At 58.0% G+C, this 14,119-nt stretch carries 11 protein-coding genes and 1 pseudogene; 9 read left to right on the top strand and 3 right to left on the bottom strand.

The window, feature by feature from the left end; all coding sequences use genetic code 11:
- From VEZ52_RS12700 to aat, 4 genes and pseudogenes are all read left to right on the top strand, one after another.
- Positions 1–204 (top strand): annotated as a pseudogene (locus tag VEZ52_RS12700) (adenylate cyclase); the annotation flags it as partial.
- 19 nt (positions 205–223) lie between these two features.
- Positions 224–544, top strand: a complete 321-nt coding sequence (gene clpS, locus VEZ52_RS12695; RefSeq protein WP_022659235.1) for an ATP-dependent Clp protease adapter ClpS — start codon at positions 224–226, stop codon at positions 542–544.
- Between the two features lie 9 nt (positions 545–553).
- Positions 554–2,866: an ATP-dependent Clp protease ATP-binding subunit ClpA gene (gene clpA, locus VEZ52_RS12690; RefSeq protein ID WP_324837147.1), complete on the top strand. Its 2,313-nt coding sequence runs from the start codon at positions 554–556 to the stop codon at positions 2,864–2,866.
- Positions 2,867–2,998: 132 nt separating this feature from the next.
- A complete protein-coding gene (gene aat / locus VEZ52_RS12685) occupies positions 2,999–3,781 on the top strand; it encodes a leucyl/phenylalanyl-tRNA--protein transferase (protein WP_324837146.1) in 783 nt (260 codons plus the stop codon).
- Here aat and VEZ52_RS12680 read toward each other — a convergent pair.
- Positions 3,742–4,236 carry a hypothetical protein gene (locus tag VEZ52_RS12680; RefSeq protein WP_324837145.1) on the bottom strand — a complete coding sequence of 165 codons (495 nt, stop codon included), beginning with the start codon at positions 4,234–4,236 and terminating at the stop codon, positions 3,742–3,744. The two genes, aat and VEZ52_RS12680, sit on opposite strands and share 40 nt — an antisense overlap.
- Before the next feature lie 57 nt (positions 4,237–4,293).
- On the opposite strand from VEZ52_RS12680, the gene uvrB reads away from it, so the two are divergent.
- The 3 genes from uvrB (at position 4,294) to dapB (ending at position 9,348) form a co-directional block, all read left to right on the top strand.
- Positions 4,294–6,324 (top strand): excinuclease ABC subunit UvrB, encoded by a 2,031-nt coding sequence (uvrB, locus tag VEZ52_RS12675; protein ID WP_324837144.1) that lies wholly within the window; start codon positions 4,294–4,296, stop codon positions 6,322–6,324.
- Between the two features lie 89 nt (positions 6,325–6,413).
- Positions 6,414–8,543 carry an NAD-dependent DNA ligase LigA gene (gene ligA, locus VEZ52_RS12670; RefSeq protein WP_324837143.1) on the top strand — a complete coding sequence of 710 codons (2,130 nt, stop codon included), beginning with the start codon at positions 6,414–6,416 and terminating at the stop codon, positions 8,541–8,543.
- Between the two features lie 16 nt (positions 8,544–8,559).
- Positions 8,560–9,348, top strand: a complete 789-nt coding sequence (gene dapB / locus VEZ52_RS12665) for a 4-hydroxy-tetrahydrodipicolinate reductase (protein ID WP_324837142.1) — start codon at positions 8,560–8,562, stop codon at positions 9,346–9,348.
- 208 nt (positions 9,349–9,556) lie between these two features.
- Here dapB and VEZ52_RS12660 read toward each other — a convergent pair whose 3' ends face one another.
- Together VEZ52_RS12660 and VEZ52_RS12655 are read right to left on the bottom strand one after the other, a co-directional pair.
- Entirely contained in the window at positions 9,557–11,872 is a 2,316-nt protein-coding gene (locus VEZ52_RS12660) for a methyl-accepting chemotaxis protein (RefSeq protein ID WP_324837140.1), read from the bottom strand.
- 254 nt (positions 11,873–12,126) lie between these two features.
- The gene (locus VEZ52_RS12655; protein WP_324837139.1) at positions 12,127–13,047 is read right to left on the bottom strand and encodes a DMT family transporter; all 921 of its coding nucleotides are present in this window, start codon (positions 13,045–13,047) and stop codon (positions 12,127–12,129) included.
- A 261-nt stretch (positions 13,048–13,308) separates the two neighbouring features.
- Between VEZ52_RS12655 and VEZ52_RS12650 the strand changes: the two genes are divergently transcribed.
- Positions 13,309–13,731: a hypothetical protein gene (locus VEZ52_RS12650; protein WP_324837138.1), complete on the top strand. Its 423-nt coding sequence runs from the start codon at positions 13,309–13,311 to the stop codon at positions 13,729–13,731.
- 158 nt (positions 13,732–13,889) lie between these two features.
- Positions 13,890–14,119, top strand: a 230-nt coding sequence (locus tag VEZ52_RS12645) for an aspartate 1-decarboxylase (protein ID WP_324837137.1), incomplete at its 3' end; no start/stop codon positions are given.

Genomic DNA, 14,119 nt, shown 5'->3' with positions numbered 1-14,119 from the left:
AGGGTCGAGAAGCGTCTGAACCTTGACAATGCCGAAATAAGCATCAAAAGTTATCATGAGCTGCATCAGGAATGGTTGCGGCAAAACAACAAGCCGAAACAGCTTTCCTTTGTGTTTGACGAAGCGCAGAGGGCGCACTGGCGCACAGTGCTGGGCCTGACAGAAAAGGCCGATGTCGGCGCGGATTCATCGCGGCAGAGCTGAAACGTCTTGGGAGCCATGCATGTCTTTTATCCCCGACAATCAAACCAGCGGCGACAGCCGCGTAATCGTGGAAAAAAAACTCAAGGAACCGGATCGCTACCGGGTACTCCTGCACAATGACGACTATACAAGCATGGAGTTTGTGGTGTCGGTACTGTGCGGTATTTTCCACAAAACCGCCGAAGAAGCCACGGCCATCATGCTGGCGGTACACCAGCGCGGGGTAGGCCAATGCGGCATATACACCCTTGAAATAGCCGAGGCCAAGGTTCGGCGTGTGCACAACACGGCGCGGGCGGCAGGGTATCCCCTTAAATGCACCATGGAAAAAATCCATTGAGATAAGCCTATGTTGAGTAAAAATGTTCAGTTGGTCATTCGGGACGCCCTCATGGAAGCCCACCGGCGACGGCATGATCTGTTGACTGTGGAGCATGTGCTCTTTGCGCTGACCAACAGCATGAAGGGACGCATCATTCTTGAGGGCAGCGGGGCAAGCGTGCCTGTGCTGCGCGAGCAGCTTGAGGAATTTTTCAACAAGGAACTGGAACCCATATCTCTTGCGGAAAAGCACGAAGTCACGCAGACGGACAGCGTGCAGCGCGTGCTTGAACGCGCGCTGGAGCATATCCGCTCCTCCGGGCGCGACGCTGTGGAGCTTGGCGATCTGCTTATTTCCATCATTGATGAGGAAGAAAGCTACGCTCACTTCTATCTGCGCAAACAGGGCGTTGAACGGCTGGACGTGCTGACCTTTATTTCGCACGGCCTTGATGAAGGCTCCGGTTCGCGCGGCGTGGAAGCCGGGGCCGAAGCCGGGGACGGCGAAGCCAAGGCAGACCCCCTGGCCCAGTATACCGTCGAGCTTACGGCCCGTGCCAGGGAAGGCAAGATTGACCCCCTAGTGGGCCGCACCGCGGAACTTGACCGCGCGGTTGAAGTTCTATGCCGCCGCCGCAAGAACAACCCCCTGTTTGTGGGCGACCCCGGCGTTGGCAAAACAGCCCTGGCCGAGGGCCTTGCCTTGCGCATTGTGGAAGGCAACGTCCCTGAAATGTTTGCCAAAACAAAGCTCTATGCCCTTGATATGGGCCTTCTGCTTGCGGGCACCCGCTACCGGGGCGATTTTGAAGGCCGCCTCAAGGCCGTGGTGCAAAAGCTCAAGGAGCAGCCCGACTGCATCCTGTTTATTGACGAGATCCACACCATCGTGGGCGCTGGTTCCACCTCTGGCGGCTCGCTTGACGCGTCCAACCTGCTCAAGCCCGTGCTCGCCAATGGCGAAATCCGCTGCATTGGCTCCACCACCTACGAGGAATACCGCAACCATTTTGAAAAAGACCGCGCGCTGGCGCGCCGGTTTCAGCGCATTGACCTTACCGAGCCGACCACGGAAGAATGCCTTGGTATTCTTGAAGGGCTTGAGCCGCGTTATGCGCAGTATCATCATGTGCGTTACAGCCCTGCGGCCCTCAAGGCCATGGTGGATCTTACCGCGCGGCATGTGCGCGACCGCCTGCTGCCCGACAAGGCCATTGACGTGCTGGACGAAACTGGCGCTGCCGTGCGCCTGGGCCGTGGCGTAACACCTGCCGGAAAGCCTGCCAAAAAGAGCGGCAAGGACGCCCCTCTGGTAGGCGTGCCCGATGTGGAACGCATTGTGGCCCGCATGGCGGGAATACCCGTGCGCACAGTCTCCGGCAAGGAACGCAACAAGCTGGCTACGCTTGAAAAAGACCTCAAGAGTCTTGTGTTCGGGCAGGAAAAAGCCATTGAGCTGACCGTGCGCGCCATTCTGCGCGCCCGCGCCGGGCTTGGGCAGGAGCAGCGCCCCGCAGGGGCCTTCCTGTTCTACGGGCCTACGGGCGTGGGTAAAACGGAAGTGGCCCGCAGCCTTGCCAAACTCATGGGCGTGGAATTTCTGCGCTACGACATGAGCGAATACATGGAAAAGCACTCTGTTTCGCGGCTCATCGGCGCGCCTCCAGGCTACGTGGGCTTTGATCAGGGCGGGCTCATGACCGAGGCCGTGCGCAAGGCTCCGTATTCCGTGGTGCTGCTGGACGAGGTGGAAAAAGCCCACCCGGATATCTTCAACGTGCTGCTCCAGGTGATGGATTACGCCACGCTGACGGACAACACCGGGCGCAAGACGGACTTTTCGCACGTTATCCTTATCATGACCTCCAATGCCGGGGCCTTTGAAATGTCGCGGCCTGCCATGGGCTTTGGCGGCACGGCCCCGCAGGATGCGGCGCACAAGGGCCTCAAGGCTGTGGAAAATACCTTCAGCCCTGAATTCCGCAATCGGCTGGACGCCTTGGTGCCCTTTGGCAGCCTCACAGAACCCATGATGCTGCGCATTGTGGATAAGTTTGTGGGCGAAATCCGCACCAGCCTCGAGCAGCGCGGCGTAACGCTTACACTCACGGAGACCGCCCGCAAGTGGCTGGCCCGCAAGGGCTTTGATCCCTCCATGGGTGCGCGGCCCCTGCGCCGCCTGCTGCGCACGGAGCTGGAAGACCGCCTGGCGCACGAACTGCTGTTCGGCTCGCTCAAGAAGGGTGGCACTGCAAAACTGACGGTCAAGGGCGAAGAACTGGCCCTTGAACATGAGGGGAGCGCGGCCAAAAGCCGTAAGCCGGTGCCTGTAGACGCCTGATTATATGCACAAAGGCGGGCCGGGGCTGTTGCCGTATGCGGCAGTTCCGGCCCGTTTGCTTTGTCGCTGTTTTCAATGGCATCCGCCCCATCCCCCAAATATTCAAATGGTACTCTGTCGGCAAAGGACGCTATGATCGGGGCATTTACAGCACTGGCCTCTCAATTTCCGCCGCCGGAATCAGCCCGTGAAGACGGCTTGCTGTGTCTGGGCGGCGATCTGCGGCCAGAACGTCTGGTTGCTGCTTATAGCCGTGGGTTTTTTCCCTGGTACTCCAAGGGAATGCCCATTCTCTGGTGGTCGCCGGATCCCCGCTGCGTCATGCCCCTTGAGGGCTTTCGTCTGCCTGCGCGCAGCGCGCGCAAACTGCGTCTGCATCCTTTTGAGCTGACCCATAATGCCGCTTTCGGGCGGGTGATCCGCGCCTGTGCGGCGCCAAGAGACAAGGAGGGCGGCACCTGGATTATTGACGACATGATGCGCGCTTACGAAGACCTGCACGCCCTTGGCTATGCCCATTCCATTGAGGCCTGGCGCGATGGCGAACTGGTGGGCGGTCTGTACGGCGTGGCGCTGGGGCGGGCCTTTTTTGGCGAATCCATGTTCCACACCCAGCCGGAGGCCTCACGTGCCGCCCTGGCAGGGCTTGTGGGCCTGTTGCGCCAGCGCGGAGCAACCCTGCTTGACTGCCAGCAGGAAACGCCGCACATCATGCGTATGGGCGGCGTGATGCTGCCGCGCGCGGTTTTTCAGGCCGAGCTTGAGCGCGCCCTTGCCACGCAAACGCAAACAGGCGCTGCGCAACATTGCGCAACGCCTGAAATGGTTGAAAGCGGCCTGCCGTTTCCGTGGCTGCCCTGGGGAGTTGTGTACAGTTATTCTCCGGCAGACGGCTTCTGGGCGGCCAGATCGTAAAAACCATAGGCCGGGAAGGGCAGCGGGTAGTCGCGCACCGCGTCAAAGCGGATAAAGCCCGTGGTCTTGCCTTCGCCAATGCCTGCCAGCGGCGCAACGCCCATGGGCACGGGCAGATCAAGCGGGCAGACCGTGATCTTTTCAATCTGGTCGGCATAGCGCTTTTCAAGGTATTCAACCAGCGCGTGGCTTTCTTCAGCGGTGAAGGATTCAAGCACGCAGCGCAGGGCGGCTTCTTCCGTAGCGCCTTGCAGCACTTCTGCCGGAACGGAAGGGTCAGCCGGGGCCACAAGGCCAAGACCCTTGATGGCTTCCACTTCGGCATCAGTTGCGCCGGGGCGGAAAATCTGCACGTCCAGATGGCGGCAGCCCTTGAAGGTGCTGAGGGTTGCGGCCACAATGAAAACCCGGTCGATGGGCAGATCTATCTGTGAAGGTACGAAGATTTTTTCCATGGCAATTCCCGTTCGTTATTGATGTAATCCTGTCCTCTTACTCCAAAACATAATATTATGGAAGATAATCCGGTCATCCCATTTAGCCTTGAAACGGCATACACGCCCACGGGCGACCAGCCCACGGCCATTGACGCCCTGGTGGACAATCTTCAGGCCGGGGTTCCCTCCCAGGTTTTGCTGGGCGTTACCGGCTCCGGCAAAACATTTACCATGGCCAACGTCATTGCCCGCTGCAATCGCCCGGCGCTGGTTCTCGCCCCCAACAAAACGCTGGCCGCCCAGCTTTACGGCGAGTTCCGGGAGCTGTTTCCGCGCAATGCCGTGGAATATTTTGTCAGCTATTACGACTACTACCAGCCGGAGGCCTATGTTCCGGCTTCGGATACCTATATTGAAAAAGATTCGTCCATCAACGACAACATAGACAAGCTGCGCCATGCCGCCACCCATGCCCTGCTGACCCGGCGCGATGTGATCATTGTGGCTTCGGTTTCGTGCATTTACGGCCTTGGCTCGCCGGAATACTACGCCAAGATGGTCATTCCCGTTGAGGTGGGGCAGCGCTTCCCCATGGACAAGCTTATCACCCGGCTGGTGGAAGTGCACTACGAGCGCAACGACTACGACTTCCACCGTGGCACCTTCCGCGTGCGCGGCGATGCCCTTGAAATCATTCCCGCCTACCATCACGAGCGGGCGCTGCGGCTGGAATTTTTTGGCGACGATATCGACCTCATGCGCGAGATTGACCCCCTCACGGGCGAGGTGCTGGCCGAGGTGAGCAAAACCGTGCTGTACCCTGCCAGCCACTTTGTTTCCGCGCAGGATAACCTCAAGCGGGCTGCCAGCGACATCCGCGATGAACTGGCGGTGCGGCTCACGTATTTCAAGGAGCACGGGCAGCTTGTGGAGGCCCAGCGCATTGAGCAACGCACCCAGCTTGACCTTGAGATGATTGAAGAGCTCGGCTACTGCAACGGCATTGAAAACTATACCCGCCACCTCGACGGCCGCAAGCCGGGCGAGCCGCCGTCCTGTCTGCTCAACTATTTTCCCGAAGACTTTCTGCTCTTTGTGGACGAATCGCACATCACCATTCCGCAGGTGGGCGGCATGTACAAGGGCGACCGCTCGCGCAAGCAGACCCTTGTGGACTACGGCTTCCGCCTGCCCTCGGCGCTGGATAACCGCCCCCTCCAGTTCAACGAATTCACCAATCTGCTCAATCAGGTGGTTTACGTATCGGCCACGCCCGGCAAGTACGAGCTGGATCAGGCGCAGGGCATTGTGGCGGAGCAGATCATCCGCCCCACGGGCCTTGTGGATCCTGTTGTGGAGGTGCGCCCCACCAAGGGCCAGATGGAAAACCTGCTGGGCGAATGCCGGGGCAAGGTCACGCTGGGGGAGAGGGTGCTTGTCACCACCCTTACCAAGCGCATGGCGGAAGACCTCACCGAATACTGCTGCAACATGGGCGTGCGGGCGCGCTACCTGCATTCGGATATTGATACGCTTGAGCGCATGCAGATCATCCGCGCGCTGCGGCTTGGGGAATTTGACGTGCTGGTGGGCATCAACCTGCTGCGCGAGGGGCTGGACATACCCGAAGTGTCGCTTGTGTGCATTCTGGATGCGGACAAGGAGGGCTTTTTGCGTTCCATGGGGTCGCTCATCCAGACCTTTGGCCGCGCCGCGCGCAACGCGAAGGGCAAGGTTATTCTGTATGCGGACAAGATCACCGATTCCATGCGCGCCGCCATGGGCGAAACGGAACGCCGCCGCGCCAAGCAGTCGGCCTACAATGAAGAGCACGGCATCACGCCCACCAGCACCCGTAAATCGCTTGAATCACCACTGGATAGTCTGTATGTGGAAGATGGCGGCGGGCGCGGGCGCGGCAAGGGCAAGGGCAAACAGCGCGAGGCCGATGCCGTGCCGCTGACTGCCGAGGATGTTGCCGTTCTTGTTGCCAAGCTTGAAAAGGAAATGCGTCAGGCGGCCCGCGATCTGGAATTTGAACAGGCCGCAGAGCTGCGTGACCGCATCCGCATTTTGCGGGCCAGGCTTATCGCCATGCCCGAATAGACAGGGGCGCTTGCCCCTGTGTGCAGTGCCGCCGCAAAGCCCGTAAACCAAACAAGGGCGTGGCGGCTGACCATCAAAAAGGTTTTTTCATGTCGCAGAATTCACGTAACGGCAGGCAGGAGCAGAACAGCCTCTTTGCCACTGGCCCCGCTGGCGGCCCAAGCAGCGAGGAGCGCAACCGCGCCCGCTGGCTGACCGCAGAGCTGGAGCGCCACAATTATCTGTATCACACGCAGGATGCGCCGGAAATTTCGGACGACCAGTTTGACGCTCTGTTCCATGAGCTGACAGCGCTGGAAGACCGCTGGCCCGAACTGCGTTCTGCCCATTCGCCCACCCTGCGCGTGGGCGGCAAGCTGCTGGACGGCCTCGCCAAAAAAGCCCACAGCCGCCAGATGTACGGTCTGGACAACGTCTTTTCTGTGGAAGAGTGGCGCGATTTTGTGGAGCGCATGCGCCGCGCATGGGATACGGAAGTCAATGGTCCTCTGCCCCAGGCCTTCTGGTGTGATCCCAAGCTTGACGGCCTCGCGCTGGAAATCATCTATGTGAACGGCGTGTTGCAGGAGGCCCTGACGCGCGGCGATGGCGAGGTGGGTGAAGTCGTTACCGAGGCCGTGCGTACCATCCGCACAGTGCCCTTGCGCCTCAGGGGCGAGGGGCCGTTTCCCGCGCGGCTTGAAGTACGCGGCGAAGTGGTGATGTTTAAGAAGGATTTTGACGCCCTCAACGAGCGGCAGGAATCGCTGGGGCAAAAGACCTTTGCCAATCCGCGCAACGCGGCAGCCGGAACCCTGCGCCAGCTTGATATTTCGGTTACGGAATCGCGCCCCCTGCGTTTTCTGGCTTACAGCCTCGGTGATGCGCAGTGGGCCCCGGCGCAGCCCTGCCGCCTGCATTCGGAACTGATGGCCCGTCTTAGGGAATACGGCTTTCTTACCCCGCCAAACGGCAAGCTCTGCGCGAACCCACAGGATGTGGAAGACTATGTGAACTGGGTACGCGAGAACAGGCCGGAATTCGCCATGGAAATCGACGGCGCGGTGGCAAAGCAGAATGACCTTGAAGCGCAGGAAGCGCTTGGCTTTACGGCTCGTGCGCCGCGTTTTGCCGTGGCCTTCAAGTTCCCGGCCATGCAGGCGCAGACCTTGCTTGAGGGCATAGAAATTCAGGTGGGCCGCACAGGGGCGCTTACGCCTGTAGCCATGCTTGCGCCTGTGGCTGTGGGCGGGGTCATGGTTTCGCGCGCAACCCTGCATAATGAGGACGAAATCCGCGCGCGCGACGTGCGTGTGGGCGATACCGTCATTGTGCAGCGAGCGGGCGATGTTATCCCCGAAGTGGTCGGCCCGGTGCTGGATAAACGGCCTGTGGGCGCTGAACCCTATCAGTTCCCCCGCACATGTCCGGCCTGCGGGCAGCCCGTGTACCGCGAAGAAGGCGAAGCTGCCTGGCGGTGCGAAAATCTGGCTTGTCCTGCCATCCGGCTGCGCTCCATAACCCACTTTGTTTCCAAGGCCGGGCTTGATATTCAGGGCGTGGGGCAAAAGTGGATCGAGCAGCTTGTGACCAGCGGGCGCGTGCAGTCGCCAGCCGATCTGTTCAGCCTCACCGTGCAGGAGCTGCTGGGCTTTGAACGCATGGGCGAGGTGCTGGCGCAGAAGTTTGTGGATTCGCTGGAAAACGCCCGCCACACCGCCACCCTGCAAAGGCTCATCAGCGCGCTTGGCATACGCCACGTGGGCGAACAGACGGCCCGCACCCTTGCGGCGCGCTTTGCCGATCTGGATGAGCTGGGAAATGCTACGGTGGAAAGCCTGCTGGCTCTGCCCGATGTGGGGCCGGAAGTGGCTTCGTCCATACGCAACTTCTTTGACAGCCCAGCCAACCGCGAGCAGCTTGCACGGCTCAAGGAGAACGGCCCGTGGCCCAAGGGCGCGGATTCGGCTCAGGGTGCGCAAGCCCTTGCCGAAGGGCCGCTGGCTGGCAAAACCATTCTCTTTACGGGCACAATCAGCGTGCCGCGGGGCACGGCGCAGAAGTGGGCCGAGGCCGCCGGGGCTGTTCCCCTTGGTGCTGTCAGCAAAAAGCTGGACTATCTGGTGGCGGGCGAAAAGGCGGGCAGCAAGCTGGACAAGGCGCGCTCCCTTGGCGTAACCGTGCTGGATGAAACGGAATTCAGAAACCTGTTGCGTGAATCCGGCATTGAGCCGGAATAACGGAAACGGAGAAGCTATGAGCACTTCTATTATTGTGGTCGGGGCCAGCGGGCGCATGGGCAAAACCATCAGCGGGCTTGTGGAAGCCGACCCGCAGTTCACCCTTGCGGGGCTGGTGGACAGCCCGGAGCGCATTGGCGCTCTTGCTGGCGCTGCCTGCCCTGTTTCCGACAGTCTGGCTGCCCTTTTGCCCAAACTTCCCGGGGCTGTGGTCATTGACTTCACCGCGCCTGTGGTGAGCCTGCAATCGGCCAAGGCCGTTGCGCAGACCGGCAATGCCCTTGTTATTGGCACCACGGGCTTTACCGATGAAGAAAAGGACGAACTGCGCGCCCTTGCCGCCAAGGCTCCCATTTTCTGGGCTTCGAACATGAGCATCGGCGTGAATGTGCTGCTGAACATCCTGCCCCAGCTCACCAAGGCCCTTGGCGAGGATTATGATATTGAAATGGTGGAGCTGCACCACAACCGCAAAAAGGACAGCCCCAGCGGCACGGCCCTGACCCTTGGCGAATGCCTTGCCGAGGCCCGCGACTGGAAGCTCAACGATGTGCGCTGCTCCGCCCGCGACGGCATCATCGGCGCGCGCCCCAAGGAGCAAATCGGCATTCAGGCCATACGCGGCGGCGATGTGGTGGGCGTGCATACCGTATACTTTATGGGGCCTGGGGAACGCATTGAAGTGACCCATCAAGCCCACTCGCGCGAGAATTTTGCGCGTGGCGCTATCCGCGCCGCTGGCTGGATGGCAGGACAGAAGCCCGGCAAGCTCTACAGCATGCAGGACGTGATCAAGGATATTTAGAGGTATATTTCAGGCCTGCTTTCGTTCAGTGCTGACCGTAAGGTGATGCATTGAGCGGCGGCAGGCCTGATTTGTTTTTATCGTCTGCCGTGCCTGTTGCAGTTATGGCAGAGCGCGAAAAAGCCCCTGAACGGCAGACCGTTCAGGGGCTTTGAGTTTGTTGCGGGGTAGAGGGCGGGCGTTTACTCCCACCCCAGTGTCGCGTCAGCTAGGAAACCATCTGCGCAATGAGCTTTTTGAGTTCCTGCGCCTGCTTTGCCAGTTCCGTCACTGCGTTGGCAGATTGCGACATGGCAGAGGAGGTCTCGGCGCTGATGGTGTTGATCTGCTCCACAGCCCGGTTGATCTCGTCGCTGGTGGCCGACTGTTCTTCTGCGGCGGCGGCGATGGAATGCGCCTGATCCGCAGCCTGATCCACCAGCACCACAATTTCTGAAAGAGCCTCGCCGGAGGTTCCGGCAAGCTCGGTGGTCTGCTCAATGGTGTCTACAGTCTGGTTGACCTGATTAATGTTCTGCGTGGTGCCGTTCTGTATGCCCTGAATGGCGGAACCAACCTCTCGGGTTGCCTGCATGGTCTTTTCCGCCAGTTTGCGCACTTCGTCGGCCACAACGGCAAATCCGCGTCCGGCTTCGCCCGCGCGCGCCGCTTCAATGGCCGCGTTAAGGGCGAGCAGATTGGTCTGGTCTGCAATGTCTGAAATCACGGTCATGATCTGGCCGATGCTCTGAGCCTGATCGCCCAGAGAGGCCATGCCGGTCTTGAGGCCCAGAGCCTGCGTGTGCAACTGGTTGATGCCCTGCACCACCTTGTTGACCACTTCTGCGCCGTGTTCCGCCTTGCGCTTGGCATTGATGGTAGTGTCGGAGGCGCCGCCCGCATTGCGCGCAACCTCAAGCACCGAGGCATTCATCTGCTCCATGGCGGTGGCAGTTTCAGAAACGCGCTGCGTCTGCTGATCCGCGCCACGGCTGGCCTGTTCCACCTGTGTGGAAAGCTCTTCGGTCGCGGTGGAAAGCCTGTCGGCGATGGCATTGGCGTCTTGCGCCACCTGGGCAACGGCATCGCGCTGTTGCTCGATGGTGGCCTGCTGCTTTTTGATTTCCGTCAGGTCAAACACAAGTGTTACTGCGCCAACAATGTTGCCGTCCAGATCGCGGATCAGCGAGGCATCAATGCGCAGATTTTTGTGCTGGCCGTCTGCAAAGGTCATTGCTGCTTCAATGCCATGTGCGTTCACTCCCTCGCTCAGACATTTATGGCAGATGGTGCGCTTGCTGGCATCCCCGTAGAAAAATTCAGCCGCTGTCATTCCCTTGTAATCGTCGGGCTTGCCGCTCTTGCCCACAAGTTTGACCATGGCGTCGTTTACATAGGTAATATGCACGTCAGTATCTGCAACCAGGGTGGGGAAGGTGATGCCCTGCAGTACGCCGTCGGCAAAACCCAGACGGTTTTTGAGTACTGCGGTCGTTTCTTTAAAATTTCCTGCAAGTTCAGCCAGTTCAAAGCTGTAATTGCCCGTGAGCGTGGCCTTGAAATCGCCGTGCGCAATCTGCGCGCTGTAGTCCATGATGTTCTTCAGCGGGGCGGTAATGATCCGGCGAACCATAAATATGATGCTGCCCAGCAATACAACAAAAATGCCGAGGGCAACGAGAATAAGAATATTGCGTTGCTCAACGGCGTCTTTTGCAAGATCGTCTGTAAAGGCGGAGGTGCAGACAAGCCAGCCTGTTCTTTCAATGGTTTGAAAAACAATTACCTTGTCCTTACCCTGAAATTCGTAATCAAAAGAGCCGTTCTTGATTTTGAGCGCCTTGATTACAAAATCCAGCTTGCTGACATCGCTCATGTGAGTATCAGCATTGGGGTGGGCGATAACGCGACCGTTGGCATCAATAATAAATGCATAGCCATGTGATGCAACAGTTATGTTAAAAACATGGCTTTTGATGTATTCAAGCCAGTTGATGGTTACGCACACAGCGCCAATGGGCTTGCCGTTTTCGCCAAAAACTGGGGTGGCAATGGCAAGGACTTCTTTTTTTGTGGTCTTTGCAACAATGATATTGGGGTCAATGGCATCCTTGCCCTGCATGGCAGTTTTGAAATAGCCCCTGTCCCCATAATTATTGCCGATAAAGGATTCGCCCTGGCTTGACGCCCCTGATACGGCGATACCCTGAGCGTTCAAAACATAGATAGAGTTGATGCCCTTGTACTCTTTTACGAGGGCTTTGATCAGGGCGTCCATTTCGGCGCTGTCGCCTTCGATGGCTTTTTTAGCCTGACCGCTCTGGGATGGAACCTTGATCATACTCATGTTTGCATCAATCAAATCATTAACGTTGGCGATAAGGCCGTTGTTTATGATCTTCATGCCGCCAACAGATGTATTGTTGACAATGTGGTATGAAGATTTACCAACGTAAACAACAAAGATGGAAACACCGATGAGCAGAATGATGCTTATGAGCGCGGCTATAACAGTATTTATGCTCTTGAACGACAGGCGTGGCATGGTATCCTCCAGTGAACTCGTGCAGCCGGGATGATTATAATGTGATGATAACGTATGTTAAAAAAATTAGCATTCCGTTAACGTGTCACATCTGACTAAAAAATTTCTATTATTAATAGTCAAAAAAATCGTCAAATCCAATATAAACTTTATATCTTTTGTAATAATATTTTGTGGAAATGAGAGTAGTGTAGTATGTATTTATGTGAGTATTTGAATTGAAATTTTTAATTACAGAAAAAAAGCCGCTTATATCATCGTCTGCTGAGTCTGAATACAGCGCCAAGAATGAGCGCGCCGCCTGCAAAAATTCCCAAACCGGGAGCATCGTTAAAGAGCAGCCACGCGGCAATTATGGCGTAGACCGGCTCAAGCGTGATGATGACAGCAGCCTGCCGGGCCTTGAGGGCGGTGAGGCTGCTGACGTAAAGGCTGTAGGCGAGGGCGGTGCACAAAAGGCCCAGGCAGATTATCCAAAGCCAGTCCAGTGCGACAATGCCCGGCACATCAGCTGCTGCAAAGGGCAGAAGGCAGATGATGATTATCGTATTTTGCCACCAGCAGGTCTGCATGCCAGACATGCCCCCGGCAAAGTGCCGGTTTGCTATGGCTACCAGACCGTAGACCGCAGCGGAAACTATGCCCCACAGCAGGCCGTGGGTTGCAGTATCTGCCAGCGAAAACGAGGGCGTCAGGCACACAAGCCCAATACTCACCATGCCAATGCACTGCAATTCCCGGGCGCTTGGGCGCTCGCGGTAGGCAATGGCTTCAAACAGGGCCGTAAAGGCGGGAAAGCACGCAAAGCCGAGCGTGCCCACCGCAATGCCGCCCAGTTTTATGCCCATAAAAAAAGTAACAAAATGGAGGGTCAGCAGAATGCCGCTTACGGCAAGGCCTGTCAGGTCGCGTGCCGTAATTCCATGCCAGGGCGGATCACGCCGGATAAGGCAGATGCAGCCAAGAGCGGCCACTGCTACCGCGGCCCTGCCCCAGACAAGATCAATGGCGGAACACTGGCACAATTTGCCAAAAATGCCAGAGATACCAAACAGAACAGTGGCTACGTGCATGCGGATCAGGGCTGAGCGCACGGCACCCTGCTGCATTGCGTCCTTGTTGGGTGCTGTGGTAGATTGTAATTGTGAAGGCGCAGCCTGTCTGGCATCCTGCATGTAAGCTCCTTTATTCTGTCTGTGCGCTATGGATACATTCAAGGGCAGCGCGCGGCAAGCAGGGCGGGGCAAGGGAGCATGCATCTGGCCTGTTTGCCATGCCCGCTACCTGATCTGCGGTAAGCCCAGACAATGTTTCTGGAAAAAAGTCTAGATTTTATCTTGAAATTCACGGGCAGGTAGTGTAGCGCAAAAAGAAAACATAGCGTAACACGATGCTTGGCGAACTTGCGCCAGGCCGCACGCAACATCGGGGGCATCATGCCGCAGGTCGCAGCACGGATTAACGACGATCAGGAACGCTGGCTCAAAGACTATTTCCGCACAAAAAGCGCGGGGGCGGAGTTTATCCTTCCCTGGGCGGTGGACACGTTTTTTCGGGCAATCACGGGCATCAAGCATATCTTTAATGCTGCGGAGCTGAAAACCATTGTGGAAGCCCACAAGGATATGAAGCTCATGCCCGACCATACGCGGCTTTCGTATCTTTTGCTGCGCGTTACGGATGCCTGCGACATCAACGGCGTACATCTGCGGCATGGGGCCAGCAAATCCAGCCTTGAGACCAAGATCAAAAGCCTGGACGACACGCAGGCCACGGCCCTGATGGTATGGGCCTCTGCTTTTTGGGTCAGCCGCAACTGCTCTGCGGAAAATATGGACGAGTACATCAAGGCCTATTGATTTTTTTGCGACGTCTGCTTAGGTTCACACCGCTTTTGCGGCCCGGAGCATAGCGACCATGGCGGGGCCGCGCCCGGTGAGGCTTGCGGTGCGCTTCATAGTTGTTGTAGACCGTGCTCATGCGTTAGCCGCTACCGGACGGCGCGAGGAGTTGCCCTGTGCCGGCAACTCCTGCGGGGCGGGCAACTGCCGGATTCGGCATCATTCATGGTCGCTCGTGCGACCTTTTTTTAGGCGCGTTCAACCGCGCAAGAGAGTTTGTCATGCTGCAAATACTGCGGGCAAAACTGCATTGCATTCGTGTTACCGGGTGCGAACTGAACTACCACGGCTCGGTGACGCTTGACCCGGAGCAGTGCCGCGAGGCGGGCATCTACCCGCTGGAATT

The organism is Desulfovibrio sp. (genome assembly GCF_035644575.1).
GTDB lineage: Bacteria > Desulfobacterota > Desulfovibrionia > Desulfovibrionales > Desulfovibrionaceae > Desulfovibrio.
The sequence above is the reverse complement of the archived record's forward strand: the minus strand, read 5'-3'. Positions and strand labels throughout refer to the sequence as shown.

Bases quoted from the DNA above. Each gene is read 5' to 3' on its own strand.
- clpS (WP_022659235.1), top strand. From the start codon at position 224: ATGTCTTTTATCCCCGACAATCAAACCAGCGGCGACAGCCGCGTAATC.
- clpA (WP_324837147.1), top strand. From the start codon at position 554: ATGTTGAGTAAAAATGTTCAGTTGGTCATTCGGGACGCCCTCATGGAA.
- aat (WP_324837146.1), top strand. From the start codon at position 2,999: ATGATCGGGGCATTTACAGCACTGGCCTCTCAATTTCCGCCGCCGGAA.
- VEZ52_RS12680 (WP_324837145.1), bottom strand. From the start codon at position 4,236: ATGGAAAAAATCTTCGTACCTTCACAGATAGATCTGCCCATCGACCGG.
- uvrB (WP_324837144.1), top strand. From the start codon at position 4,294: ATGGAAGATAATCCGGTCATCCCATTTAGCCTTGAAACGGCATACACG.
- ligA (WP_324837143.1), top strand. From the start codon at position 6,414: ATGTCGCAGAATTCACGTAACGGCAGGCAGGAGCAGAACAGCCTCTTT.
- dapB (WP_324837142.1), top strand. From the start codon at position 8,560: ATGAGCACTTCTATTATTGTGGTCGGGGCCAGCGGGCGCATGGGCAAA.
- VEZ52_RS12660 (WP_324837140.1), bottom strand. From the start codon at position 11,872: ATGCCACGCCTGTCGTTCAAGAGCATAAATACTGTTATAGCCGCGCTC.
- VEZ52_RS12655 (WP_324837139.1), bottom strand. From the start codon at position 13,047: ATGCAGGATGCCAGACAGGCTGCGCCTTCACAATTACAATCTACCACA.
- VEZ52_RS12650 (WP_324837138.1), top strand. From the start codon at position 13,309: ATGCCGCAGGTCGCAGCACGGATTAACGACGATCAGGAACGCTGGCTC.